The organism is uncultured Campylobacter sp. (assembly GCF_937996225.1).
GTDB lineage: Bacteria > Campylobacterota > Campylobacteria > Campylobacterales > Campylobacteraceae > Campylobacter_B.
Window position 1 is genome coordinate 1 of the sequence record NZ_CALKTC010000015.1, and the last position, 26,626, is coordinate 26,626.

General features: G+C 44.9%; 26 protein-coding genes. 16 read left to right on the forward strand and 10 right to left on the reverse strand.

Translation table 11 applies throughout. The features are described 5' to 3' along the window. Positions 1 to 151 precede the first annotated feature (151 nt). The 6 genes from Q0174_RS01715 (at position 152) to Q0174_RS01740 (ending at position 3,141) form a co-directional block, all read left to right on the forward strand. Positions 152 to 466 (forward strand): hypothetical protein, encoded by a 315-nt coding sequence (locus Q0174_RS01715; RefSeq protein ID WP_298041272.1) that lies wholly within the window; start codon positions 152 to 154, stop codon positions 464 to 466. Positions 467 to 479: 13 nt separating this feature from the next. Beyond that, positions 480 to 1,007 (forward strand): hypothetical protein, encoded by a 528-nt coding sequence (locus Q0174_RS01720; protein ID WP_298041274.1) that lies wholly within the window; start codon positions 480 to 482, stop codon positions 1,005 to 1,007. Positions 1,008 to 1,054: 47 nt separating this feature from the next. After that, positions 1,055 to 1,408 carry a hypothetical protein gene (locus tag Q0174_RS01725; RefSeq protein WP_298041275.1) on the forward strand — a complete coding sequence of 118 codons (354 nt, stop codon included), beginning with the start codon at positions 1,055 to 1,057 and terminating at the stop codon, positions 1,406 to 1,408. 184 nt (positions 1,409 to 1,592) lie between these two features. Further along, on the forward strand, positions 1,593 to 2,075 hold the full coding sequence (locus tag Q0174_RS01730) for a hypothetical protein (protein ID WP_298041277.1): 483 nt from the start codon (positions 1,593 to 1,595) through the stop codon (positions 2,073 to 2,075). 35 nt (positions 2,076 to 2,110) lie between these two features. After that, positions 2,111 to 2,479, forward strand: coding sequence for a hypothetical protein (locus tag Q0174_RS01735; RefSeq protein ID WP_298041278.1), 369 nt, complete (start codon positions 2,111 to 2,113; stop codon positions 2,477 to 2,479). Between the two features lie 257 nt (positions 2,480 to 2,736). Then, positions 2,737 to 3,141: a hypothetical protein gene (locus Q0174_RS01740; protein ID WP_298041280.1), complete on the forward strand. Its 405-nt coding sequence runs from the start codon at positions 2,737 to 2,739 to the stop codon at positions 3,139 to 3,141. Positions 3,142 to 3,347: 206 nt separating this feature from the next. Here the strand turns inward: Q0174_RS01740 and Q0174_RS01745 are convergent, their stop codons facing one another. Together Q0174_RS01745 and Q0174_RS01750 are read right to left on the reverse strand one after the other, a co-directional pair. Beyond that, positions 3,348 to 4,688: an FAD-dependent oxidoreductase gene (locus Q0174_RS01745; RefSeq protein WP_298041282.1), complete on the reverse strand. Its 1,341-nt coding sequence runs from the start codon at positions 4,686 to 4,688 to the stop codon at positions 3,348 to 3,350. A gap of 335 nt (positions 4,689 to 5,023) precedes the next feature. After that, positions 5,024 to 5,647, reverse strand: a complete 624-nt coding sequence (locus Q0174_RS01750; protein ID WP_297897019.1) for a TetR/AcrR family transcriptional regulator — start codon at positions 5,645 to 5,647, stop codon at positions 5,024 to 5,026. 247 nt (positions 5,648 to 5,894) lie between these two features. On the opposite strand from Q0174_RS01750, the gene Q0174_RS01755 reads away from it, so the two are divergent. The 4 genes from Q0174_RS01755 (at position 5,895) to Q0174_RS01770 (ending at position 10,140) form a co-directional block, all read left to right on the forward strand. Continuing rightward, a complete protein-coding gene (locus tag Q0174_RS01755) occupies positions 5,895 to 6,533 on the forward strand; it encodes a helix-turn-helix domain-containing protein (RefSeq protein ID WP_297988189.1) in 639 nt (212 codons plus the stop codon). Next, positions 6,530 to 7,117 carry a UPF0323 family lipoprotein gene (locus Q0174_RS01760; RefSeq protein ID WP_297988187.1) on the forward strand — a complete coding sequence of 196 codons (588 nt, stop codon included), beginning with the start codon at positions 6,530 to 6,532 and terminating at the stop codon, positions 7,115 to 7,117. Before Q0174_RS01755 ends, Q0174_RS01760 begins: the two co-directional genes overlap by 4 nt. 366 nt (positions 7,118 to 7,483) lie before the next feature. Next, a complete protein-coding gene (locus tag Q0174_RS01765) occupies positions 7,484 to 8,668 on the forward strand; it encodes a glutathionylspermidine synthase family protein (RefSeq protein ID WP_297900766.1) in 1,185 nt (394 codons plus the stop codon). Positions 8,669 to 9,207: 539 nt separating this feature from the next. After that, on the forward strand, positions 9,208 to 10,140 hold the full coding sequence (locus Q0174_RS01770) for a D-2-hydroxyacid dehydrogenase (RefSeq protein WP_298041284.1): 933 nt from the start codon (positions 9,208 to 9,210) through the stop codon (positions 10,138 to 10,140). A gap of 189 nt (positions 10,141 to 10,329) precedes the next feature. Here the strand turns inward: Q0174_RS01770 and Q0174_RS01775 are convergent, their stop codons facing one another. Continuing rightward, the gene (locus Q0174_RS01775; protein ID WP_297988183.1) at positions 10,330 to 11,475 is read right to left on the reverse strand and encodes a PepSY-associated TM helix domain-containing protein; all 1,146 of its coding nucleotides are present in this window, start codon (positions 11,473 to 11,475) and stop codon (positions 10,330 to 10,332) included. Positions 11,476 to 11,524: 49 nt separating this feature from the next. Continuing rightward, on the reverse strand, positions 11,525 to 13,405 hold the full coding sequence (locus tag Q0174_RS01780) for a TonB-dependent receptor (protein ID WP_298041286.1): 1,881 nt from the start codon (positions 13,403 to 13,405) through the stop codon (positions 11,525 to 11,527). Positions 13,406 to 13,604: 199 nt separating this feature from the next. On the opposite strand from Q0174_RS01780, the gene Q0174_RS01785 reads away from it, so the two are divergent. Beyond that, complete coding sequence (locus tag Q0174_RS01785) at positions 13,605 to 14,561, forward strand: AraC family transcriptional regulator (protein ID WP_298041287.1); 957 nt, start codon at positions 13,605 to 13,607, stop codon at positions 14,559 to 14,561. Between the two features lie 221 nt (positions 14,562 to 14,782). Here Q0174_RS01785 and Q0174_RS01790 read toward each other — a convergent pair whose 3' ends face one another. The 6 genes from Q0174_RS01790 to Q0174_RS01815 form a co-directional block, all read right to left on the reverse strand. Further along, positions 14,783 to 15,586, reverse strand: a complete 804-nt coding sequence (locus Q0174_RS01790; RefSeq protein WP_298041288.1) for a transporter substrate-binding domain-containing protein — start codon at positions 15,584 to 15,586, stop codon at positions 14,783 to 14,785. Between the two features lie 15 nt (positions 15,587 to 15,601). Beyond that, positions 15,602 to 16,405, reverse strand: coding sequence for a transporter substrate-binding domain-containing protein (locus tag Q0174_RS01795; protein ID WP_298041289.1), 804 nt, complete (start codon positions 16,403 to 16,405; stop codon positions 15,602 to 15,604). Between the two features lie 67 nt (positions 16,406 to 16,472). Next, positions 16,473 to 17,276, reverse strand: a complete 804-nt coding sequence (locus Q0174_RS01800; protein ID WP_298041291.1) for a transporter substrate-binding domain-containing protein — start codon at positions 17,274 to 17,276, stop codon at positions 16,473 to 16,475. 20 nt (positions 17,277 to 17,296) lie between these two features. Continuing rightward, the gene (locus Q0174_RS01805) at positions 17,297 to 18,106 is read right to left on the reverse strand and encodes a transporter substrate-binding domain-containing protein (protein WP_298041293.1); all 810 of its coding nucleotides are present in this window, start codon (positions 18,104 to 18,106) and stop codon (positions 17,297 to 17,299) included. Between the two features lie 603 nt (positions 18,107 to 18,709). Further along, on the reverse strand, positions 18,710 to 19,153 hold the full coding sequence (locus Q0174_RS01810; protein ID WP_298041294.1) for a copper resistance protein CopD: 444 nt from the start codon (positions 19,151 to 19,153) through the stop codon (positions 18,710 to 18,712). Between the two features lie 212 nt (positions 19,154 to 19,365). Continuing rightward, positions 19,366 to 20,685 (reverse strand): Na+/H+ antiporter NhaC family protein, encoded by a 1,320-nt coding sequence (locus Q0174_RS01815; RefSeq protein WP_298041296.1) that lies wholly within the window; start codon positions 20,683 to 20,685, stop codon positions 19,366 to 19,368. An 87-nt stretch (positions 20,686 to 20,772) separates the two neighbouring features. Here Q0174_RS01815 and Q0174_RS01820 point away from each other — a divergent pair, with 87 nt between their 5' ends. The 5 genes from Q0174_RS01820 (at position 20,773) to Q0174_RS01840 (ending at position 26,285) form a co-directional block, all read left to right on the forward strand. Next, positions 20,773 to 21,783, forward strand: coding sequence for a DUF475 domain-containing protein (locus tag Q0174_RS01820; protein ID WP_298041298.1), 1,011 nt, complete (start codon positions 20,773 to 20,775; stop codon positions 21,781 to 21,783). Positions 21,784 to 22,028: 245 nt separating this feature from the next. Continuing rightward, on the forward strand, positions 22,029 to 22,460 hold the full coding sequence (locus Q0174_RS01825) for a redoxin (protein ID WP_298041300.1): 432 nt from the start codon (positions 22,029 to 22,031) through the stop codon (positions 22,458 to 22,460). Between the two features lie 138 nt (positions 22,461 to 22,598). Continuing rightward, complete coding sequence (locus Q0174_RS01830; protein ID WP_298041302.1) at positions 22,599 to 23,165, forward strand: hypothetical protein; 567 nt, start codon at positions 22,599 to 22,601, stop codon at positions 23,163 to 23,165. Between the two features lie 142 nt (positions 23,166 to 23,307). Beyond that, the gene (locus Q0174_RS01835; protein ID WP_298041304.1) at positions 23,308 to 23,826 is read left to right on the forward strand and encodes a hypothetical protein; all 519 of its coding nucleotides are present in this window, start codon (positions 23,308 to 23,310) and stop codon (positions 23,824 to 23,826) included. A 950-nt stretch (positions 23,827 to 24,776) separates the two neighbouring features. Continuing rightward, entirely contained in the window at positions 24,777 to 26,285 is a 1,509-nt protein-coding gene (locus tag Q0174_RS01840; protein ID WP_298041306.1) for a succinate CoA transferase, read from the forward strand. Positions 26,286 to 26,626: the final 341 nt, after the last annotated feature.

The following is a 26,626-nucleotide window of genomic DNA, read 5'->3' on the forward strand; positions in this document are numbered from 1 at the left end:
TATAAATTTGAAAAAGAGTGGCTAAAGAGGGTGCAAAATCAGCGCGATGAGGAATAAAATGCTAAATTACAAAAATATCGGTTCTATTTATGAGCTTAACTCTTTGTCCAAAAGCGGCTCGGACATATATTTGCTTATCGGATCGCACTTTATGGATAAGGTAGATATCTTTAGTAATATCACAACGGATTTTCTTATAGGCGTAAAGTGGATATTCTTCTACGCAGAGAAAGCGTCGCGATTAGAAGATATCTTTGATAGTTTTATAGAACGGCACAATTTATTGGATATAGTTACATTGTCATACGGAATCGATGAAAAAACAGAGCTTGTAAATCTATTTTTATCTAAGATAACTCCAGCAACTATGGGCATATCAATATTAGATGAGAAAAATGCCGCCGAAAACGAGCTATTGCATGAAATTCTAAAAAGTATAAATAATAAAAATAGCGATGAAATTTAAAATAAGGTGAAATATGCAGCAAAATGAGCAATTGTATTATTTAATAGCTGGATTTCTATCCGATTGGTGCGATATAGAGCTGTTTTGCGATGAATTTTATAAGATGTATGATTTGGAATCTCTATATTTTGTAGCCAATAAAGCAGAAGAGCAGGCATTAAAAGAATTGGATATGATGGCGGGTAGATTTTCTGAGTTTGATGAAGATTTTAAAAAGGCTCCTAACGTATTTTTTAAAGAAGGCGAGATAAGGCAAAAGGCAGAAGAAATTTTTAGATTATTTTCTAATATCAAAATTTCGAAAGAGGAATTTTTTAGATTTTTGAAAGAGCAGAGAGGGCTAAATTTTCCGATTGGCGTTGATTTGGGCGAAGGCTATGTAATGTGCCCGAATTGTTCCAACGCAATGAAAGTAGATAAGCGTCAAAGCGTGATTACATGCGATAATAAATATTGTATCGCTAAGTTTATCAATCCTTTAGCGAAATTAACGCTTGCAAATATCGAGAGTGCGAAATACAATAGCCAAGAAGCCGATTAAAAGGCTCAAGCGGACAAATTCTTTGTTAAACTGCAAAAAGGAGTGCGATGCTAAGCGGAAGAGAAATTTACGAGAATTTTTTGTTAAGATTTTCGGACAACGAACGCGATATTATGAAAAATTTGGCGAGAAATATATATGAACTAAACAAAAGAGAGTTTATCATTGAGCTTGATGAAAACAATATATACAAAGTCAGATTTTATGATGATTTTGAAGGATGCTGCGATCCAGGTCTCGAAGAAGGAGAAGAGGGGTGGGATGAGCTATTTTTTGGATTTGAATTTGTAGTTTTAGAGGTTTTATCAACGCAAGCTGCAAAATTTAAAAAAGGCGACTATATCGAAATAAACTATAAAAACTATCCCAAAATATTTGATATGGATAGAAATTTGATTTAGATGCGATAAGCTTAATAGAAAAATTTATGGAGAAAAATAGATGCTTAATTTAAAAGGGCAGGAATTCCGCATAAAAAGTATAGCTCAAGATGTCATAAAAGAATGGGGTAAATATGATTTAGGCTCGAATGATAGAACATTCAAATTAAATTAGGTAGTAAAAAACAAAAAATAGGATTTTAATATGATAAAAAATGAATTTGAATTTTTAATTGCCTCCGTGCCGGATAGAGAAAAAGTAGTAGCCGAGATTTGGCATATGGACAGAGAGCCTTTAATACAGATCAACCATGAAACAAATAAGCTTTTAGTCGCTGCTACCGAGACTCGGCATAATATCAATTTTTACGAGCTTATATGGGCGCTATATGCCGGGGGATTATGGCTAAAAGATGGGAATCAAAGACCGAATTTTGCGGAGCAATTTGAGAAATTTTCAAAAAGAAACGGAAGATGTTCGAAAAATATCTTTAAATTTACAAGATATGAGAATAAAGTGAGTATAGAACATAAAGGCAATCTAATAGCGCATGTCATAAAAGAAGGTGGCGCCCTATTGGTAGGTTTGTTAAATTTTGGATTTGAATTAAAAGACTGCGTAGAGCTCGAAAATTTCGTATGGGCTTTGCAAAATTCTAGGAAACTGCTAGATGGCGCAGTTGTCTAAGTATCGCGGCAAAAACATATATAAAGGATAATAAAATGACCGATTATTTCGCAAGAAAAGAAAGTGCGATAAAATTAAATAAGCTTTTGGGGTTAGATTCGACGGGAGATGAGCAGGATTGGGAGCTAGAATTAGCAGACATCGGCAAAATTACGTCAATGCTAAATTTACTAGAAGACAAGACATTAAATTTCCAAGACAAGATTGCTCTGTCGCATTTAATTGTCGCTTCGTTTAAGAAAGAGGATGAAGAGCTAGACACAGTAGACAAAGATAGGATTAAAATATTTGCAGACTTTCTGGACGATAACTTACAAATCAAAAATATCATACAAGAATATTGGATAGTTGCGTATGGGAATTTGAGTAAAAATTTAGCCTATTTGATATTTGGGGATAAATAAAGATATTAAATTTGTGAAATTCTAAATATAAAATTAAGTATAAAGAAAAGATGGCTAAAATTTTGTCGAGATCGTCGATATAGGTAGAAATAAAGGATAAAATAATGCAGCCCAAAATTAGGAATTTGTGTTTATCGTTAGAAAATAGAATTTTAAATCTACATCCTTTTAATCCCGAGCAAGTATGCTGCTGCATAGCGACATAGTTTATTGAAAATAAAATTTTGTTTCTTATGAAAGAATACGACGGTTGCGGTTTGGACGAGCTGTTAAAGTTAAATTTTAAAGATTATCCTACCGAGCTATCAATTTACGGCGACGGAAAAGCGAAGGATCTCTTTGGCGCAAAGATCATCAAATCGGACAGATACCGCTTGATAAATAAAATTAAAGCGCTGAAAGATCAAAAGAGCTTAAGACTGGTCTACGAGGAATTAAACTCGATTGTATTTGATAGCTTGGTAGTTAGCGTGGATTTGGACTTGGCGTGCGAATGCCCGCAATGGTCGCCTAGCGATTATAGAGTTATGTTAAACGAAGCGACGGACAAAATCGTTTTTGCCTGTATAAACTGCGAGAAGAAATTTTATCCGTATACTCTTACCGAGTGCCAAATAGATTGTAATCTTACTATTCCTAAACGCGGATATTTTATCAATTAACTATTTCAATCATTTCTTTTATAGCCAACTTTGGTATCCAAGAAAGAAGCGGACGACAAGGGTTTAAATTATTTAACCCAGTCTAAATTTAACTCGCCTCGGCGCATTAAATTTCACGATCAATTTGTTCCGGGCGCTTGGGGTAGGACATTGCCTAGCTAGGGCGCCCATGCATCGCTAAGCCCGAGCGCCGTTAAATTTCAAATTTAAAACTGTCCGAAAAGATCGTTCAGCGCCTCGCTAATGCTAGGATGCGTAAAAATTTGGTTTTTGAAAAAGTCTGCCTTCGCGCCCAGCGCCATGGCGATCGCCAGCTCATTAACGATCTCGTGCGCGTTTACGCAGTGAAGCGCCGCGCCTAAAATTTCGCCGCTAGCTGCGCCCACGACCGCTTTCATCATTCCCTCGTCGTGCGCTACGACTTTGGCGCCGGGCACCGCCGCCATCGAAAGCTTCAGTACCTTGATCTCGCGTCCGCTTGCTCTTGCCTGCCGCTCGCTAAGGCCGATGCGAGCTAGCGGCGTACGGGTAAACAGCACGCTTGCATGCGGCGTGCGGTTTTTCGTAGTGCGCGCGCCGTCTCCGAAAAGCGCGCTAAAAATGATCCTAAAATCGTCTAAGCTCGTGTAGGTAAACATCTCGCCGCCGCGCACGTCGCCTGCTGCGTAGATGCTCGCAACTGAGCTTTGCAGATGCTCATTCGTGATGATATTGCCGTGCGCGTCCGTCTGCACTCCCGCAGCGGCTAAATTTAGCTCGCTCGTATTCGCGCGACGCCCAAGGGCGTATAAAAACGCATCCGCCGCGACTACCCTGCTCTCGCCCGCGAGGTTAAATTTTAGCTCTCTATCGTTTAAACTCAAAAACTCGCAGCCCTCGATAATCTCCACGCCTTGGGCCTGCAGAGCGGATTTGACGCTGGCAGCCACGTCCTCATCTTCGTTTTTCATAAATTTCGATCGCATCAGCACGCTTACTTTCGAGCCAAATCCCGCAAACATCGAGGCAAACTCAAGCCCGATAAATCCGCCGCCGACGATTACTAGATGCTTCGGTAGGATCTTTAAATTTAAAATTTCTTCGCTACTATAAGCGATCTGCGAGCTTACCTCAAAGCTAGGCTCGACCTCCCTCGAGCCCGTATTTACGACGATCGTTCCTGCTGAAATTTCACGCGTTTGTCCGTCAGGACTTAGCACGCGCACGGAATTTGCGCTCGTAAATGAGCCTTCGCCGTCGATTACGTCGATATTCGGGTTACCTTTTAGCATGGCTAAATTTTTCGCCCTCAGCGCCTCTACGAGCTCGTCCTTTTTCTGCATGCTCAGCACGAAATACTCTCCGAGCACGCTGAAATTTACGAAGCCTGCTTCCTTGCTCGCCGTAACTAGCCGCTTGGTCGGGATGCAGCCTACGTTGATGCAGGTGCCGCCGTACATCTGCGGCGAGCGCTCGATGAGAGCGACCTTTTTGCCCAGCGCGGCGGATTTTGCGGCAAGGGTTTTGCCCGCCTTGCCAAAGCCTATTACGATGATATCATAATCCATTTTTTATCCTTTTGATCTAAAATTTCGCGGGATTATAAGAGGTTTTATTAAATTTAAAATCTGCGTGGCGCAAATTTAAAGGCGCAGGCAAGAGGCGCGAAATTTAACGGCAAAATTCTAACTTCGGCACAGAATTTAATACAGAAAATAAAAATTTCAGCTCTAATCGTTTCAAAAATTTTGCATCGATAGAATTAAAATTTTAAGCGCGGGATACGTGGCATTTTATAGCGCTTGGTAACGGATAGAATCCAAGCTACAAAATCCAAGTCCCAAACCGCTCATAAAATTTAAAGGTGCAAAAAGCGCGGAATTTACGCCGTAAAATTCCGCCACTAGCGCTTTTTTACGCCTAGCAAAAACATATCGATGCGGTCCTTGATTAGCTCGCTCGCTTTAAAATTTAGCTTTTCGTCGAAAAACAGCAACCTACTAAAATGCGGCTCTCTAAGCAAAAAGCAAAAATATAGCGCTAGGCTTTTTGCCGTGCGTCCGGGCGCAAACTCGTCCGCATGCGCCGCCAAATACTCATCTAGCGCATTCGGTGAACCTAGCACGCCGCTTTTTAAAAAGATTTTTGGGCTCTCGCTGAGCGCGCCGTTAAAGCCGCTGAAAAGTATCAATCGATAGAATTTTATTGCCTCCGGAGCGAAAAGAAACTCCAGATAAATCCCTGCAAACTCCTGCAGATACTCACGCAATTTTAGGTCTTTGTTGATTCGCATGCGCTCGTTCATTCGCTCGTCGAGCTTTTTACTTTGCAGTTCGATGATGCGCAAAAATAGGCTTTCTTTGTTATCAAAATACTTATAAACCGACGATAGCGAGCCGCCGCTAAGCTCGATAATATCGCTTAAGCTCGTAGCCTCGTAACCTTTGGCTAAAAACAGCTCCAGCGCCGCATCTAAAATGAGCTTACAGCGAATTTCGGATTTTTTATATTTAGGCGATTCGGGCATTTCGCCTCCTTTGAAATACTAAAATTTTTTGTAAGTGTATAAAAAATATACTTAATTAAGCAACATTATTGGGCTAAAATTTTAAAACCTCAGCAAAAAAATAATTTTACGCGGCTTTTGCAAGCGAGCGGAATTTATCGCGCACCAGCTGCGGTAAAGCGGAATCTATCTTCGTAAACGAAGCGTTTAATGCCTATTTTAGGCAAATTTAGCAATAATTACCTAAAACGCTAAAAGGCATCTTTGTATGAAAAAAGTCTCGATCGGCGAAGCAGCCGAAATTTTAGGTATTTCAAAAGAAGCCGTCTACAACCGCATCCGTAGAAATTCCTTGCGCGCCGAGGAAAGCGGAGGCGTACGCTACGTGCTTTTAGATGATGAAATGCAACAAAGCGAGCCCGCTTTGCAAAGCTCTGCGAAAAGCTCGCGCGCCAGCGGCGCAGCTGGTACCCAAAGCTTCATCGACTATCTCATCAAAGAAATCTCCGAGCTAAAAGGTAAAATCGAAGCACTGCAAAGCGATAAGGACAGGCTTCACAAAGAAAAAGAGGAAATTTTAATCGCCTCGAAAGATGAAATCAAGCTGATGTATAAGGAACGCGACGAGAAGCTCAGGTATTTTTTGTCGTTTTTCGACAAACCGTTGCTTTCGAGCAAAAGCCGCGAGGCCAAACCCTACGATGTCGAAATCAAAGAAAAAACCTTCGATCGTAGCGAATGGACGAGCCTTGCAAAATTCGTAAAATCGCTCAAACGCAAAAAGCGCCTCAAAGCGCAAAGCCTAATCATCGAAAACATCGGCAAGAGCGAGTTTATCCGCGTCGAGGGAAACGAGCTTTTGATAAATCAAAGCTTAGATATAAAATCATTGAAAGGAAAAAAATGAAACTACGCAAAATCGCGGCATACGCGCTAGCAGGAGGCTTCGGCCTCGTTACGGCGGGCTCGCTAGCGGGCTGCGACGATAAGGAGCAGGAGCAAAACGTCCGCTTGCAAGAGGGCGCGCTCGTCAGGCTCGAAGAGATCGCGCCGGGAAAATATAAAATTTTAGAGGAATTTCCGAGCGAAAAGACCCAGATCATCCTAAAATCGCTCGACGGCACGGAGAGAATTTTAAGCGATGAGGAAACCAAAGCCCTTCTAGCCGAAGAAAACGCAAAAATCGACGCCGGCACTTCAAATTTAACCAATCAAAACGCGCAGCTTAGCAGCGGCGGTATGAGCCTGGGCGAAGCGATCTTGGCAAGCGCCGCGGGCGCCATCATCGGCTCGTGGATCGGCGGCAAGCTGTTTAACAACCCCGCCTATCAAAGCCAGCGCCAAACCGCCTACAAAAGCCCGAGCGCCTACTCCAGAAGCGTCGATAGCTTCAATCAAGCAAAGCAGCAAAACGCCAAGGCGCGAAGCGGCAAGAGCGGGTTTTTCGGCGGAAGCAAGAGCGGCAAGAGCGGCGGATTTTTCGGCGGCTAAGCGCGCTTTGAAATATACGGCGACTCTGTGCGACGAGTTAAATTTAGCGCGTAGAATTTTAAAATTTGCGCCAAATTTAGCATTGATTTGACGCAGGTTTTTCAAAAACGCGCTGTAAAGCTCGGCTAAATTTTATCGCTTCTGCCGCGCATGATCCGCGTCGTCTGCGTGCCGTTTAAATTTAGCCTCGAGCATCTTTTCGTGCGGCTAAAATTTACGCGCGACCGCCGCATATGATCTACGCTGATTAAATTTTGCCGTGCGCCTTGCGCGCTTTAAATTTACGCGAAGGTATGCGTATCAAAACTAGCAAAAGCCGCAAAAATCGCGGCGCAGATGAGTTAAAATTTTAAAAAAAGGATAAAAATGCAACTAAAAAAGATAACGCCGTTAAGCAACGAATATCTCGAAAAGCTCGGCTTTTACTGGCACACGGACGCAGACGAGACGCCTTACGTCAGCGACGAGATCGTGCGCGTGAGCGCTGCGGAGGCGGATGCGTATTACGAAGCGGCGAACGAGCTATACGAGATGTTTGTCGCGGCCGCGCAGCACGTCATCGACAACAACCTTTTCCACGAGCTCGGCATCCCCTTCAACCTCGTAGATCTAATCAAACAAAGCTGGGAAAACGAGGTGCACTGGCATCTATACGGGCGCTTCGATTTCGCGGGCGGGCTGGACGGCAAGCCGATCAAGCTGATAGAATTTAACGCCGACACGCCCACGGCGGTGTTTGAGACGGCGATCATCCAGTGGGCGATGCTGAAAGAAAACGGCATGGACGAGGCGAGCCAGTTCAACGACCTTTACGACGCGCTGCGCGATAATTTTAAGCGGCTCGTGGTGCTTGACGGCGAGCTCGAGGACTTTTCTAAATTTTACGAAGGGTGGAAAATTCTATTTAGCAGCGTCGCGGGCAACGTCGAGGACGAAAAGACGACGAAGCTTTTGCAGCAGACCGCGGAGGATGCGGGCTTTAAGACGCGCTTTGCCTACGTGGATGAGGTGGAATTTAACGACGAAGAGGGCGTGTTTTTTGACGGCGAAAACTACGAGTATTGGTTCAAGCTGATCCCTTGGGAGGCGATCGCGATCGAGGAGGGCGAGCTCGCGCTCATCTTAAAAAACATCGTGCAAAATCAAAAGGCGATCATTCTAAACCCCGCATACACGCTGCTTTTCCAAAGCAAGGGGATTATGAAAATCCTGTGGGATCTGTATCCGAACCACCCGCTGCTGCTGCAAAGCTCCTTTTCGCCGATCATCGGCAAAAAGATGATCAAAAAGCCGTTTTTGGCGCGCGAGGGGGCGAACGTGGCGATCTTTGACGCGGACGGCAAAAAAATAGAGGAAAACGGCGGCGAGTATGAAAATCAGAAATTTTTATATCAGGAATTTTACGAGCTGAACAAAGACGAGCGCGCCCAGAGCTACCAAGCGGGGGTGTTTTTCGCATACGAAGGCTGTGCGCTGGGCTTCCGCAAGGGCGGCGAGATACTCAATAATCTCTCAAAATTTGTGGGGCACTACATCGAGGACGCGAAGTAGCGGCGTGGCAAATTTTATAAAATTTGAGAAATTTTAAGGCGGCGGCTCTTGGCGATAAATTTGGCGGTAAGGCTATCGCGGCGGTAAATTTTATCGCTCGGCGGCGGCGAAATTTAACGTAGCGGCGCGACCAAAATTCTGCGCGGATAAAATTTTGAGTAGATCAAATTCACGTGAACTAAAATTCCGCGTAGAGCAAGTTTTGCGCGAGCTAAATTTTAAAATTTAAACGCGAACGGCAGCAGCGATTAAATTTGTCTCTCGCTTCGGCGCAAATATTTAGACGCAGGTTTCAGCGGCGGTAAAATTTACCGCCTGCTTCGGCATGAAATTAGAATTTTAAAATTTAACGCCGCGCGCGCTGCGAGCATTAAATTTTGCGAGGGCAGGATTCACGATAGTTAAATTTTGCGAGAGTAAAATTTTGCAGGTTAAAATTTACCGTTTAAGCGCCGTGCTCCGAATCGCGCAATGGAATTTAGCGGCTAAATTTAGCCGCGCTGCTACGACTTAAAATTTTTAAACGCAAAGGGGAAAATATGAAAATCGTATGTTTGGATGCCGCGACGCTGGGAGGCGATGCCGATCTTAGCGAGATCGCGAGCTTAGGCGAGTTTGAAAGCTACGAGATGACCGAGCCTGCGCAAACCGCGCAGCGCCTAGCCGGTGCCGATGTCGTCATCACCAACAAAGTCCTAATCACGGACGAGATCATGGCGCAAACCGCGCTTAAGCTGATCTGCGTAAGCGCCACGGGCACGAATAATATCGACATGCAGGCAGCGCAGACTCGCGGCATCGCGGTGAAAAACGTGGCCGGCTATTCGACGAACAGCGTCGTGCAGCAGACATTCGCGTCGCTGTTTGCGCTAACCAACGCGCTCGGATACTACGCGGATTACGGTAGCAGCGGCAAATGGTGCGAGAGCGAAATTTTTACTCACATTGACGCGCCGATCAGCGAAATTTACGGCAAAGAATTCGGCGTCATCGGGCTTGGACAGATCGGCGCAAAGGTTGCCCGCATCGCCGCCGCGTTCGGCGCAAACGTGAGATACTACTCCACTAGCGGCGCGAATGATAGCGGCGAGTTTGCCAGAGTGGGCCTGGACACGCTTTTAAGAGCATGCGACATAGTCTCGATCCACGCCCCGCTAAATGAAAAAACGGCGGGATTGATCGGCGAGACGGAGCTTGCGAAGATGAAAGAGGGGGCGATCTTGATGAATTTCGGCCGCGGCGGCATCGTAGATGAGGAGGCGCTGGCTCGCGCCGTGGACGAACGAGGCTTGCGCACGGCGCTTGACGTGCTGCAAACAGAGCCGATGAGGGCAAATCATCCGCTTTTGCGTGTGAAAAATCGCCGCAATGTCGTCATCACGCCTCACATCGCATGGGCGAGCATCGAGGCTCGCAAACGGCTGATAAAAATGATCGCGCAAAATATCAGGGATTTTATGAGCGGTAAATGAATGCAGTTAAAACGCCGAAGCAAATTTAACAAAATCAAGATGCGGCACAAGGCCCACAAAGACTCTGCACGCAGTATTTCAAAGCGCTGTATATAAAATTTTATTAACTGAAAAGAAGCGATACCACTTCGGATAAAATTTTAAATTTACGCCGCGGATAAGCTATCTCTCCGCTTTGAATTCGTAGATTTATCTTTTCTTATAAATTCTTTTTATGCTCATCCAAAATCCCGTAACTATAAAAAATAACACTGAAATCGCCGCTACGCAAAATAAGAACTTACCCGCCTCGCCGAAGATATAGCCCGAATGCACGCTCAAAACGGCTTTATGTATAGCAAACGGGCGCGGCATGGTGCTTTTCGCATCATCATAGCGAGCATGCCGCAAGATGCCCTTTTTAACGTTTACACTCATCGTATTCATATGCTCTTCGCCCTCCTCGCCTTTATCGAAATAAAAGATCATAAAATTTTCTCCATCTTTTTGGGCGATAATATTGAAGAATTCGTAGTTTTCACCGCATTCACGCTTAAAAATATCAAATGCCGTCTGAAAATTTAAAATTTTATCTTCATCCTCGAGCGAAAATCCTCGCACTTCAGTAAAGCTCGTTTTTCTAAAAATTTCCTTTTCCCCTAGCGCTCTGTTGGTGATTTTGGCTATCCAATCATACGACCAATAAAGCCCACTAGCGCTTATCGTAAGCAAAACGGGCAGCAGCAAAACTCCGACCGCGCCGTGCAAGCTATATAAAAACGTGTAACCTCTCGCTTTAAAATTTATCCTAAATGCGCGTAAAATCTTTCCTCTAAAGCTAGGATAATAGATCACCACGCCTGAAATTAAGACTAAAATAAACATAACCGTGCTAAGCGCCACAATATTTTTGCCTATTAGCCGCAGAGCTTCGTTTTTGCTTAGCCCAAATCCCAGATTGGTATGTAGGTTTAGTATTACGCCGATAAACGTATCGCCTATGTTTTCCGAAGTAATTTCGCCGCTATAAGGATCTATAAAATATGATTTAAACTCGCCGCTAGAATCTGTGCCGGAAAGCCTAATCGCCTCATTTTTATTGTGAGGAATTCTATAATAACTGAGCGTAAAACCGGGCTTGGCTTTTCTGAAAATATTTAAAATTTTGGCGGGCTTAAGAGCGTCTTTTTCGCTTGGGCTCACGAAAGATTTGCTTTGATTTAACGCATCTATAATCTCGTCGTGATACGAGATAATAGCGCCGCTAAGGGCTACGATCAAGATCGGCACGCAGCATATAAGCGTCAAAACAAGATGGACGTTGAACCAAAATTTTTTCCTTTTTAGAATCGCCATTAATTTCCTTAAATTTTAAATCCGCGGACGAAATTTATGCGCCGCGAATTTAAAAGTTCACGTTAAATCCAACCTGCGCCTTCATCCCGTCTACGACCATCATTTGGTAATTTCCCGAGCGCGTTAGTACAAATTCGTTGAATATGTTATAAAGCGTAAAATTTAAACTTGCGTCTTTTGTAACTTTATAGCTCGCGCCCAGATCAAAAAGCGTGTATGAGCGGATATCCTCATCGTAGCTTAGGCTATCGCGCGTCCTACTATAATAATTTATTTGCGACCATAAGTTTAGCTTGGAGCTTACGTCGTAATCAAATCCTAGCTTTACCGAATGGATTGGAAAATTATTTAAGGTTTTGCCCTTCTCGCTACCCGTTTTTTGCTCGGATTTCGTATAGGCGTAGTTTGCATGCAGCTTCAAATTATCTAAAATTTGATAATCGCTACTTAGCTCTAGACCCCTAACCTCGGCTTCTCCAATGTTTATAGTATCCCAAATTCCGCGTCTGTAAGTTTTGCCGTTATGTACGCAAGGATTTCCCGGTCTTGGACGGCAAATTAATTTAGTAGAAATTCCATCTTTGATTTCGGTATAAAACGCAGTAGCGCTAAAGTTAAATTTATCGTTATCGTCATAAGAAAACCCGCCTTCGTAGCTTATGCTGCTTTCAGGCTTTAAAGAGCTTCTGCCGATCTGCGCTCCCTGGCCTCCTGCAAATGGCAGGGCAAGGCCCTCGCTACGCTGCTTAATATCCGGAGTTGAATATCCCGTCGAAACGCCGCCTTTAATAGAAAAACTTTCGTTTAAACGATAAACGGCATAAGCGCGCGGCGATATATGGCCGCCATAGTCCTTATCGCGGTTATATCTGATTCCGCCGGTTAGTGTTAAATCGTCAGTTAGATAAAAATCATCCTCGCCGTAGATCGAATAATCCCATCTTTTGACATTTGCCTCATCTGCGGTAGTGGCGGCTTCGTTTAATCTCTCGCTTCGGTATTGCACGCCCAAACTCAAAGCATTTGAATCGAAAAAATATGAGCCTTTAGAATTTAGCGTAGTCGTTCTAAGACGCAGATCCTGGGCGCCGCTTTCTTTCATGCTATCGTAGTTTGCATAGCTATCTATCATAAACTTATCGTATTTTCCCTGGTGAGACAGGCTTGCGGTGTAGCCTTTCATATCCTCTTTCGCAATATCGTTATTGCCTCCCGAGGTTGTTCGCGTACGCCCATATGTACGCCTAAATTTATTATTTACTTTACGATAATCAAGCGTTACCTCATCATTTTGCGTTACGTTATACATCAGTTTTGCGCCTATATTCGTCTCTTCATTATTTCTATTCGCATAAGGCTCTTTATCCTCTATCTTTTCAAAAAATCTGCCGTAAAGTGCGATACCTAGCACGTCCGGGACGATAGCTCCGTTTAGATAAAAACCCGTTTGATAATCACCTTTTATTTGCGATTTTTTAGCGAAAGTATAGTATCCGTTTACATTGCCGCTAGGCTCATTTGAAAAGCCCTTGGTGATGATATTTATTACTCCGCCCATAGCGTCGCTGCCGTAAAGCGAGCTCATAGGACCGCGGATGACCTCTATGCGCTCTATCGCATTTGCGGGAGGCAAGAAATTCTGGCTACTGCCAATACTTCTTAATCCTTTATAAGCACTATCGCTGGTCGCGGGCTTGCCGTCGATTAAAATTTTCGTATATTTTTGAGACAGACCTCTTAGGCTTATGCCTTTTCTCGATGCAGCGCCTAGCGTTGCGGTAAAGGCACTCGGCAAGTCCTCTACCATTGCGGAGATATCTTGGTAGTTGCGCTTTTGTATCTCTTTTTGCGTAAGAACGGAGATAGAAGCGGGTGCGTCTTGAATATTTTGCCGATAGCCCGTAGCACTGACTACGGTAATTTCACCCAAATTTACGCTTTTGTCCTGTTTTTCTATCTCACTCGATATCCCGGCTGTCGCTATAGCAGCAATCAGCGATAATTTATATATTACGTGCACAAACGCCCCTTTTCTTATTAAAATTTAAACTCATTTTACTATAATAAGATACGCATTATCAAGAAATACTAAACGGTAGAGGGATTTTTTTAAACGCTAAAGGGATAAGATGAGTAAAGAGATAAGTTTAGATGATTTTTTACAAAAAATATCTAACGACATTGAGCCGTCCAAGCAATGCAGGTATAACAAAACCGAGCTTGAAAGCGAAAGCATAAAATTTGGCTTTAGCTCTTTTTATACGGGCGGAGAGATAGGATATTATAGCAGCGATATAATTTGCAGAGATTTCCTTTTGCATCGCCACGAACGGGGCAGCCGCTATTCATTTTTATTTTTCAATACGGGCGAAAATCCTATCTGCTTCAGATCGGATAAAGATCAGTTCGTCTTGAATAAAGGTGAGTTTTGGCTCGGAACTATGCAAAGCAAATTGCGTGGCGTTCACGAGCTTGAAAATAAACACTATAAAAGCTCCTGCATAGCGCTTAGCACCGTTTTTGCAAATGAGCTGGGAATTTTAAAAAATTTGAATTTAGATCAGGCCGTTTGTATGAAGAAATTTAAAACGAGCGCCGTGCAAAATATCATCCTTAAAGAAATCGAAAATGCCGCGATATACGACGGCAAAATGCGCGAAATTTTTATGGAAAGTAAAATTTTAGAGATGCTTTATAGAAGTTTTCATAAATTTAATGAGCCCCAAAATGCGCTTAGCCTTGATGAAAATCGCATAAAAACAGTTCAAAAAGCAAAGAAAATATTACTTGAAAATATGCAAAACCCACCTAGCATTAAGGAGCTCGCTCGTCTTTGTGCCACGAATGAATTTGCACTAAAAAGGGATTTTAAAGCATATTTTGGCACGACCATTTATGCGATGCTGACAAATGAGCGGCTTGGAATTGCAAAAGAGCTATTAAGTCTAGATCAAATCAGCGTAAACGAAGCCGCTAAAATGGTCGGATACAATAATTTATCGCATTTTTCTAAAATTTTTAGGGCTAAATTTAATATACTGCCGACGCAACTGAAAAAGGATATAAAATTTTACTACTCGGATTAGAATTTCTTGCGACCGGCTATCTTTTATAAGCCGCGCCCTTTCACAACCGCATATCAAAACATCATAAAATTTTATATCGCAACCGGGATCCGTAAAAATACGGAATTTAAATTATAAATGCCGCCGAAATCTTGGCAGCAAAAGCGAGCTGCGATCAAATATCGCAGCTGCGGGTATGTTTAGACGCCAAGGGGCACCTTAAAATTTTAGATGCATCTAAATTAAAACAGGCTATAAACCTCATCGAGTGTGAAGTGCTTTTTATCGATCTTACCGCTGTAGTATGGCTTGATATCCTCGTCAAAAGCCTTATGGAAAAATTTCGCTTTATACATTTTTACCAGGCTGCTATTGACCGCATCAAGCAGCTCGGTATTGCCCTTAGATAGGGCGACGGCGATATAATCTACCTTGCCAAGGTTGATGATTTTTGCATCCAACGCGGCATCGTTTCTAGCGTATCCGAGTACGACCGTATTATCGTCGGCAAAGCCTATGCCCTCGCCAGCCTTTAACCTAGCGACGCACTCATTCGCGTCGGTACATGTCGCAATCTCATAGCCCGCGTTTTTGAAGTGCTCCTCGGCAGTTGTGCCTTTAACGCTTAGAATTTTTTTATGCGCGATCTGATCGATTCTTGAAATATTATCATCCTTACGGCTTAGCACGCCGATCTGCACTGAATAATACGGGTAGGAAAAATCAACTTTCTGAACGCGATCTTTTGTGACGGTGAGCTTGGATATGATGAGATCGACTTTATTTTGCTCCAGTGAGGGAACGCGATCTTTAGATGCTACGGCGATAAAGTCGATTTTGATCTTTTTATTGCCGAATAGATTTTTGACTAGCTCGTTTGCCAAATCAACTTCAAAGCCCTTCAGCGTGCCGTTATCATCGAAGCTAAACGGAGGCTGGGAATCTTGCAAGCCTATGCGAATTTCGCCTGCTTGCTTGATATCTGCTAGGGAATTAGCGCAAAGCGCACCAGCACCCAGCAAAATACTTAGTAGAATTTTTTTCATATTTCGTCCTTTGAATTAAAACATTTTATAAAGATCATCTAACAAGAAATATTTTTTCTCAGCCTTGCCCTTGTAAAAAGGATCAATGCTGTCGTTGAAAATTTTCTTGAAAAAGCCGTTTTTGCTGAGCTTGACAAGCCCGTCGTTTAAGGCGTTTAGCAAGTCATCGTTGCCTTTTTGCACCGCGATAGCTAAAAAGTCCGTCGTGCCTAAATTCTTGATATTTACCTCTACCTTGCGATCTACAACCGAATAACCCAAAACTACCATATTATCGTCTGCATAGCCGCTGCCGCGACCGGATTTTAGCGCTCGGAAACATTCACTAGAACTAGCGCATGAGATAACTTTAAAGCCTTCCTTATTAAAATAATCAAACGCCGTAGTGCCGGGCTCTGCTAAAATTTCTTTATCCTGCAGGTCGTTTATTGTCTTGATATTGTCATCGCTACGGGTTAGCACGCCGATATTTACGCTAAAGTAAGGATTTGAAAAATCCACTAGTTTCTCGCGCTCTTTCGTAACCGTGATGGCTGCGATATCCAAATCGACCTTGTTATCTTGCACGGCTGTGATACGATCATTGCCCAGAGTTACGACATATTCGATTTTACCACCCTTATCGCCGAAAATTTCTTTCACGAGCTCTTCGATAAGCGAAATTTCAAAACCGCTATATCTTCCATCTTCAGAGACGCTAAGCGGCGGCAGTGAGCCGTCCACTCCGATACGAATGAGCCCTTTTTCTTTGATCTGCGCTAAAGAGTGAGCAAATAACGAACACGAAGCGATTAACAACGCAAATATAATCTTTTTCATAAAATTCCTTTAAATTTTACTAAAATTTCGCAAGCGAATAGAATTTCCCATCCATCGCCACTTTAAATTAAAACAAGCTGTAAAGATCGTCCAGCAAGAAATACTTTTTATCAATGGTGCCTTTATAAAAAGGCTCAATACTCTCATCAAAAATTTTTGTAAAAAAACCCTTTTTACTTAGCTCGATTAGTCCCGCATTTACCGCGTTAAGCAGCTCGGTATTGCCCTTTTGCACTGCGATGGCCAGGAAGTCCGTCGAGCCTAAATTCTTGATATTTACTTCGACTTTGCGATCGACTACGGCGTAAGCGAACACAAGCAGATTATCGTCTGCGTATCCATCGCCCTTGCCCGATTTTAGAGCGTTAAAGCATTCGCTTGCACTATCGCACGGCGCTACGTTATAGCCCTGTTTCGTAAAGTAATCAAACACGGTGGTGCCGGGCTGCGCCAGTATAGTCTTTCCATTTAGATCGGAGACCTTTCTGATATTATCGTCGCTACGAGTTAGCACACCGATATTTACGCTAAAGTATGGATCGGAGAAATCTACCAGCTTCTCACGCTCTTTCGTAACCGAGATAAGCGCGATATCTAAATCGACTCTGTTGTCCTGCACCGCTTTTATACGATCATCGCCCAAAGTTACGACATATTCTATCTTGCCGCCTTTATCGCCAAAAATTTCTTTAACAAGCCCTTCGATTAAGAGTATCTCAAAGCCGCTATATCCGCCATCTTTAGCGACGCTAAACGGCGGAGACGAGCCATCTATGCCGATTCGAATAACCCCTTTTTCTTTGATTTGAGTCAAAGTATTGCTAAGAAGCGAACACGCAGCCAGCATCAATGCTAAGATTATCTTTTTCATAGCGTCCCCCTTTTTAAAAATTACAGCAAGCTATAAAGATCGTCTAGCAAGAAATACTTTTTCTCTGCAGTTCCTTTGTAGTAAGGCTCGATGAAATTATCGAACGAATTTTTGAAAAAGCCCTCTTTGCTTAGCTTGATTAGCTCGCCGTTTAGAAAATCTAAAAGCTCCGAATTGCCCTTTTTCACGCCGATGGCTAAGAAATCCGAAGTGCCTAAATTCTTGATATTTACTTCAACCTTTTTATCTAATACCGGATAAGCCAGCACGACTAAGTTATCATCGGCATACCCGTCGCCCTGTCCAGCTTTTAGCGCCTTGTAGCAAGCGTTTGCGTTATCGCATCTAGCGATATTATAGCCTTGCTTTTCAAAGTATGTTTCTGCGGTACCGCCGCTAAGAACCAAAATAGTTTTATCTTGCAATTCGTTTAAAGATTTAATCTTATCTTCGACGCGGGTTAAAATGCCTATATTGACGCTAAAATACGGGGTCGTAAAATCGATCTGCTTCTCGCGCTCCGGAGTTACGGTAAAAGTTGCGATAACTGCGTCCACCTTATCTTCTTGTAGGAATTTTATACGCTGATTTGCAAGCACGGAGGTAAACTCCACCTTCCCGCCTGATGGAAGCATATCTTTGGCGATGGCATTTGCCATATCGACCTCAAAGCCCTGATGCACGCCGTCTTCTATCTTGCTAAACGGCGGCTGCGCGTCATAAACGCCTATTCTAAGTACTCCGCTGTTTTTGATCTCGGAGAGCGATCTGGCGCAAAGCGCACTACTAGCTAAAGCTGCGACAAGCAGACTTAAGAGAAATTTCTTCATCCTTTTTCCTTTCTCATAAATAATTTCAAAACCATTGCCACGGCTACGGGAAACCTTAAAATCCCGCCCGAATGGCAAGCAGACATTAAATTCGCCCGCAGGCAAAAAGCAATTTTAGCTTTTTATATCTTTAATGATTATTAAATAGTAAGTAAAGTCGTCAAATAAATTCGCTTTTTCATTGTTTGCTTCGATTTTGCGCGAGCTTTTTTAGAATTTTCATCCGCATCCTAGCGGTAAAATTTAAAATTTTACAAAATTTTAAAGCCACAGAATTTTACAAAATTTTCAGCGTAGGATTGGGCGAGAAATTTTACGAGCACTTTAAAGCTTGCGATGAAATTTTAAAATTTTATGAGATTAAATTTTGCAGATTGCATTTGACAAAACAGCACAAGAAAGGAGTGAAATTTTAAAATTTCGCGCTTTAGTGCAGACATAGTGGAATTTAAAATTCTTAAATTTCTACTCCCGCCCAGCAAAGTGGAATTTTAAAATTTTTAGCAAGCGTCGTATTTTAAAAGCAAGCAAAATTAAATCTTTGCCGCGCTATAGAATTCCACGATAAAAGTGCGCGGCCAGCGCTAAATTTTGCGCCCTAAATCATACTACAAACATCAGCTTGGCGCAAAGCACGATGATGAAGCCGAATACAAAAGCGATCTTGTGGATGTTAGCTCGCAAAAACTGAGGCGCGGGTCTTCCCATCGCGCGGCAACTTAAATTTATCGCTACGCACACGGCGATGATGAGCGCGAGCGTGACTTTTAGTATAAAGATTTTTTGAAGCGGCGTGCCGAAATACCCGCCGTTAGCGCTTCCGACCCAGCGGCTCATCATCATTCCGCCGGTAATTATCAATGTAAAAAGGCAAACCGGCATAATCTTAATAGCGCGCGAGCCGATCGCCTTTTTAACGCGCTCAAAATCCGCGCCTAGCGTGCCTTTAAGCCGCGAAAAAATCACGACGTCGAAAAATATGTAGCCCAAAAAGATAATGGCGCAGATGAGGTGGACGATCTGCACGTAAGGATAAATTTGCTCCACCACCGCTCCTTGCTATGAAATTTCGCCCATTTTATGCGAAATTTCAAATTTTAGCAATGATTTTCATCAACACGCCGCGAGCGGTTAAATTTAAGTAGATTGCGCGAGCGACGCAAATAAATTTGGCAAAATCGCGCGGGTAAATTTAAAAGTAAAGCCGCACGGGCGAAATTCTAAAATTCCGCCCGCGAAACCCGCGTAAATTCTGCAATCTATAACATCATCGAAAAGATTATGCCGAATATGATTAGCGGGATATTAAAGAAAATAAAGGTCGGCACGCAGGTATCCCACATATGGCTATGTCCGCCGTCGATATTCAGCCCCACGGTAGGCCCAAGCGTGCTATCGCTCGCAGGCGAGCCCGCATCGCCGATACCCGCAGCCACGCCGATGATAAAGATCGTCGCCGCCGTACTAAAGCCCAACTGCGCGGCTAGCGGGCAGTATATCGTAGCGATGATAGGGATTGTGCCGAAGCTCGAGCCGATACCCATCGTCACGAGCAGTCCGATGCCGATCATCAGCAGCGCGCCGCCGAGCTTGCCGCCGCTTAAAGTGCTCGCTACGTGCACCAGCTCGTTCACGCCGCCGGTTTCTTTTAAGATCGTGCCGTATCCTGCAGCGATCAGCATCAAAAACGCGATATAGCCCATCATATGCACGCCCTCGTCAAATACATTATCGAGCTTCTTCCACTCGATGCCTTTGCTCGCAAGCATCACTAAAATTCCGCTAAGCGCGGCAAACGGAAGGGATTTGATCCAAATTTGCACCGCGAAGCACACCGCAATGCCCGCTAGAGCGCCCCATTCGCGCATGCCCATCTTAAGTTCGCTAAAATGCGCATCCAGGCTCTGTTTGGTTTCGGCGTAGTCTCTCGGCTTGCGGTAGTAGATCACGGCCAGCACTAGCCCCACGAGCATCGGCACGGCGCTTAGCCACATCACGCTCGATATGTCGCTTAGGCTTACTGCGATGCCGTTTGCGTTCATATTTTTTTCGATTAGCCCCATAAAGATAAGTCCGAATCCCAGCGGCAGCGCCATATACGGCGTCTGCAAGCCGAACGTCAGCGCGCACGCTACGGCGCGGCGATCGATCTTTAGCGAGTTCATGATCTTAACTAACGGCGGGATCAAAATCGGGATAAAGGCGATATGCACGGGGATTAAATTTTGTGAAAAGCACGCAAAAAAGGCAATCGAAAAGATAAAGATATATTTTTTATCGCTGATTAAATTTGCCACCGCGCGCACCAAGATCGCCGTTAGGTTAGTCTTTGAGATCGCGCTTGCGATGACGCCTAACAGCAGATATGAGAGCGCGGTTTCTAAATTTCCGCCCATACCGAGGCTGCCGGCGTTTTCGGGGTTGCCGTTTATGAATAAATTTATGGCATCGCCCAGCGGAATATTGCTTGAGAGCACGGCGCATATCGTGCCGATTAGGATCGCAAGCATTACGTTGCACCTCAGCAAACATAGCGCGCACATCACACAGATACTGATAAATACGGGATTGGTAAGCATCTTTTGCCTTTTTTGGAATTTTTGCAATTATATAGAATTTAGGGCTAAATTTTGCTAAAATAGCGCAAAAAATCGGCTAGGACAGCGATGAAATATTTTTACTCCTCTTTTGTAGTAAGCCTAATTGCGCTTGCTATCGCGTTTTATATCGGCGGCGCGGGTGCCGCTTATATCTGTGCGCTTTTGTGCGCACTCGAAATCAGCCTCAGCTTCGACAACGCCATAGTCAATGCCAAGGTGCTAAAAGATATGGCGCCGGTGTGGCAGAGCAGATTTATCCTCTGGGGCATTCCAATCGCGGTTTTTGGAATGAGGTTTTTATTTCCCGTACTCATCGTCGCCGCAAGCGCGCATCTGGGTCTTTGGGAAACCCTCGTGCTGGCGCTTAAGCAGCCGCAGCGCTACCATGAAATTTTAAGCAAAAACGAAGCGCAAATTTACGTTTTTGGGGGCGCGTTTTTGCTGATGGTCTTTTGCGATTTTTTCTTCGATGCGCAGCGCGAGCTACACTGGCTGGGCATAATCGAAAATAATGGGCTCGTGCGATTTTTAAAGCGCATTCCAAACGCGCCCACGCTGATCGCTCTAGCCGCGGGGCTTGTGCTACTTACTAAAACGGACTCGGCGACGCTCGGTGCGGCGTATTTCGGCGCGATCTTACTCTATCTACTCATCTCCTGCTTCGACCGCCTTTTCGGCACGAACGGCGTAAAAAACGGCCTTGCGGGCTTTTTATACTTAGAAACCCTGGACGCGAGCTTTAGCTTCGACGGCGTGATCGGCGCGTTTGCGCTAAGCGATAATATCTTCATCATTATGCTGGGGCTAGGTGCCGGCGCGATGTTCGTGCGCTCCATCACGCTATATCTCGTCGCGCACGGCACGCTGTCGCACTTCGCGTATCTGGAGCACGGCGCGCACTACGCCATCGCGTGTTTGGCGTTTATAATGTTTGCCAAGCTGAAATTTGAAGTAAGCGAGATCATAACCGGCACCGTGGGGATCTTATTCATCGCGCTATCGCTCCTTTCGTCGGTGCTTTACAACCGCCGCAACAAGCGCAAACTCATCGAAACGATCGCGGGAAACAACGAGTGAAATTTCATAGCGAGCTTTGCGCTGCGCAGGCTAAATTTTAAAATTTCAAGCTACCGCCACAAGCGATAAAATTTACCCGCTTGCGCCGCGTTAAATTTCAAGAGGCGCCGAATTTCAAGAAACGCCAAATTCCAAAAAGTGCTAAATTTAAAGACGCGAACGGCGCGATTAAAATTTCATCCGTTAAGCGGGTTTAAGATTTTTTATGCTATTTTTGCGACCTTATTTCGATCAAAAGGCGAGAGATGATAAATTTACCGAAAAATTGTGTAGTTTTTACCTACCCAAAAATGGGCAGCAGCGGCAAATTTTTGCCGGAAGAGTTGCACGGCGTGGCGGGGCTTACGGGCTGCACGCTTCAATGCAAGGCCTACGAGAGCGCGCTTGCGCAGATAAAAGCCCTAGGCTTCGAGCTTATCGCCGTAGGCAGTATGGGCGAGGCGGGCACGAGCGAGTTTAAGCGCGCTACGGGCGCCTCGTTTGAGTTCATAAACGACGAAAAATTCGAGCTTGAAGTGCCGCTTGGGCTCGAAACCTTCACTACCGGCGACGGGAAGAAATTTTACCACCGCCAAACCCTGATTTTTAAAGACGGCAAGGAGATAAAGCGCTTTAGCCGCATCGCTGAACCCGAGCAGGACGCGCAAAATGTACTCGCGGCACTAAAAAGCCTGTGATCGATCGCTTTGGCGCCGCGCTTTAAATTTCGCGCTTTAAACACATTGCGACACAAAGCTGAAATTTAGGGCAGAGGCGCATTTTCATTAAATTCAGCATTTTTAATTAAAATGGCGCTAAATTTAACGGAGGCGGGTATGAAAAAAATTCTATTTTTGGCGCTATTTTGCGCTATTGCGGCAAACTGCGACGAGAGCGGGCGGACAGATAAAATTTCTGCGGCGGACAAAACAGACAAAATAACGAGTATCGGCGAGACTGCCACGCAAAACGCGCGCTTTATAAAGAGCGACGAAGCAAGCGCCGACTCGCAAAGCAGCGCCGATGCGGTCATCCAAACGGACGGAATTTCGCGGGCGGATCTGCAAAGCTGCATCGTAAAAAGCGACGAAGGCTCCTGCGAGCGCGTCGCGCACGGTCTGAAAAGCGGCTGCGAGCGCAAAGATCAGCTATCGTGCTTTTTCTACGCAGATGCACTAGGGCGGGGCTTGGGCGTGGAGAAGGACGTCGTGGCGTCGTTTGAGCTTTTTCGCGAGCAGTGCGAGACCGGCAGCAGCGAGGCGTGCTACGAGCTGTCGGTCAAATATCTCCAAGGAATCGGCACCCCTCAAAGCTTTGAGCTCTCGGGGCAAGCGCTAGATAGGGCATGCAAAATGCACAACAAGCGCGCCTGCGCAGTGCTCGATCTGCTGCCGAAAAATTAGCACGACAAAAGCAGCAAAATTTCTGGCTTCGAGCGCAAACAGAGCGCGCGAGCCTTTAAAATTTTAGCGGGCTGTGCGAGTGCAGTGTGCGATGAGGCGGTAAATCGAAGCGTGCGAGCGGATAAACAAAAAAGGGGCAAAGATGAAAGCTTTAAAGCTTGCGCTGGCGGCGGCGCTGGCGCTTAGTTTGGCAAACGCAGACGGCAAAGCCAAAGAGTTTAAATTTAGCGGCGCAAAAACTGGCGCGCTTTTAGCAAAATGCAGCAAAAAGGACGCCGCCGCATGCTACGAAATGGCGATGAGATACGAGCTGGGCAGTCGCGGCGTCGTGCGAAACCGCTTCAAAGCACAGGGCTTTTTCGCAGACGCATGCGAGCTCGCCGCCCTCGCCGAGCGGAAGCAGGGAGGCAAAACGGGTAGCGCAGGCGGGCGCGCGATGAGCGATCTGCGCGAGCGAGCCTGCTTAGGCAACGCCGCGACACTGGAGAGCTTCGCGAGCGGGCAGTGCCGCAGCCTCGTGATATACGACGAGCTTTGCGAGGGCGGCTCGCAGGAGGCGTGCGACAATCTGGCGCGGATGAAGCGCGAAGGCTGGGCGCCTAAGGAAAGCTGCAGCGAGGAGATAGTCGCAAAATTCGGCGACGGCAAGCCGCAGAAATAAAATTTTACTGGCTTTTACGGCGATAAAATTTTAAAATTCCACGAGTATAAAATTTGCCGAAATTTTATAGAGTTCGACCGAAAATGGTAACAAGGCGGGCTAAATTTTGAATTCTAAAACGCGTTTAAATTCATGTATTAAGCGGCGTCAATTTTTGGGCTCAGAGAGATTAGAATTTACGCGGCAAGGCTCTTTGAATTGCAAATCGTGCGTGACGGTCAGGCTAAAATTTTAAGAACTAGAATTTAAACAAAATCTGCAATCTATCCGTGACGATGATATAATTTTTAGAATTTTGCAAGCGTAAAATATCAAAATTTTGCGTATCTACGTCGAGCCGCTCCAAAAAAAGCGCGAAATTGGAATTTTAAACTGCCGTCTTGTGCGTGGTGGCAAGAATTTCAGGCAGCTAGAATTTCAATTAATGCGGATTAAAATATAGGTGCGGCGGGCAAATGCGTGCACCGCAAGCGATGGAATTTCAAATATGAGTTCAAGGCTCGCTAGACGCAGAATTTAAACGCCACGAGCGATAAATTTCAAAACACCCATTTTAAAATTGCGAAGCGGAGATTTAAATTTAAGTGTGGCGAGCGATTAAATTGTAAGGGGTGCTTAAATTCAAATATCGCAGCTCACAAATTATGCGATGAAATTTTGCGCCTAAATTCCGCAAGATTTGGTGCGAGATAAGCGTTTAATGATATCGTAGCTAGATCATTAAACCAAGCTTCAATCACGCTAAAACCCTATTTACCGAGCGCTTGTGCAAGCGCGTATTTCAAACCGCCGAAGCAAAAAAAGCCTGATCGGAAGCGTTTGGCGGCGTATATCTCAACCGACCGCGCCTCATATTTTGCTCTATAGCCTAGCTCGCGCACGAAATTTTAGATTTTGAAATTTAGCGCAAAAATATTATAATTTCTCCCAAATCACGGCTAGGACGGAAAATGAACTCACGCGTGCAAAACGAATATCTAAAATCAAAAATTATGAGCGCCGAGAAAGCCTGCGAACTGATCCCAAATGGCGCATCGGTGGGCTTTAGCGGCTTTGTTGGGGCGGGCTGCGCGCTAGCTCTGCCGCAAGCTCTGGCGCAACGAGCGACGGCGCTGCACGAAAAAGGCGAGCCCTATCAAATCGAAATTTTTACGGGCGCATCGACCGATCCGCTTTTAGACGGAGTTTTGGCAAAAGCAGGTGCTGTGAGCTTTCGTGCGCCGTTTTTTACGGATGCCGATATGCGCCGTGCGATAAATAGCGGCGCCGTGCGATACACGGACGTGCATCTATCAAGCCTTGCCGCGCAGCTTAAGGCGGGTTTTTTTCCGCATCTAAACTTTGCCGTGATCGAAGTAGTGGCGATTAAAGAAAGCGGCGAGCTCGTGCCGTCCACATCGCTAGGCAACAACCAAGCCTGGCTCGATATCGCCGATCGCGTGATTTTAGAAGTGAATTACTATCAGCCGCTTGAGCTGGAGGGCATTCACGACGTTACGGATCTGCGCCTGCCGCCGCATGCTGAGGATCTGCCGATCAAGCACGTAGGCGATCGCGTAGGCAGCCCCTATATGCATGTAGATCCTGCCAAAGTAGTCGCTGTCATAGAGACTAGGACGCATGATCGCGTCAATAATTTCACCGCCGTGGATGAAATTTCAAGTGCGATCGGCTGCAATGTCGTAAAATTCTTAAAAAACGAGGAGGCTTGTGGCAGACTTCCCGCAAAGAAGTTACTGCCGCTGCAATCGGGCATCGGCAATGTCGCTAACGCCGTGCTTAGCTCGCTACAAAATGCTGGCTACCAAGGGCTGCAATGCTACTCCGAGGTGATCCAAGACGGCATGCTAGATCTCATCAAAAGAGGCGTCGTAGGCACTGCAAGTGCCACAGCGCTATCGCTTAGCCCCGCAGGTGTCAAGGAATTTCAAAAAAACATCGATTTCTACCGCAAGCACATCATACTACGTTCACAAGATGTCTCCAACTCGCCAGCGCTTATCAGAAAGCTCGGCGTCGTGTCGATGAATGGCATGCTCGAGGCAGATATCTACGGCAACGTAAACTCCACCAACGTCATGGGTTCGCAGATGAAAAATGGTATTGGCGGTAGTGGCGACTTCGCTCGCAACGGATATTTGTCGCTATTTTTGAGCCCATCGCTCGCTAAAGGCGGCGCGATCAGCGCTATCGTGCCGTTCGTGAGCCACGTCGATCATACCGAGCACGACACTCAAGTCATCATAACCGAATACGGCATCGCCGATCTGCGCGGTAAATGTCCTCGTGAGCGTGCTCGCGCGATGATAAGCATCGCACATCCCACTTACCAAGACGCGCTGAGAGATTATTTCGAGCGGGCATGTGCGCAGCCCTGTGCGGGGCATACTCCACACATCCTAAGCGAGGCGCTGTCGTGGCATCAAAGATTTAAGGATACGGGGAGTATGAAGGCTTAGAGCGAATTTGCTTGAGCTAATGCGCTAAAACCTAAAATTTAAGCTCATTCTCGCTGAAAGCAAGAAAGTTTGCACTTAAAAATTCCGCCTGCATTTGAAAGCGCTATCGCTACTTAGAGCAAAGCTCGTTAAAATTTTTATTTTTGAAAAGCTCGCGCGAAATGTTTACTATATGAATGAATTGAAAATTTGCGCCATAAAATTTTAAAATTTGCAGGCGGGTTTGGGATTCGGAATTTTAAAATTTAGCCCTAAATTTGCAGCTAGCACATTTCAAATTTTAAAATTTTACGGCTTGAAATTTTAAAATTTTGAACTTCGCAAAATTTTATCTATAAATA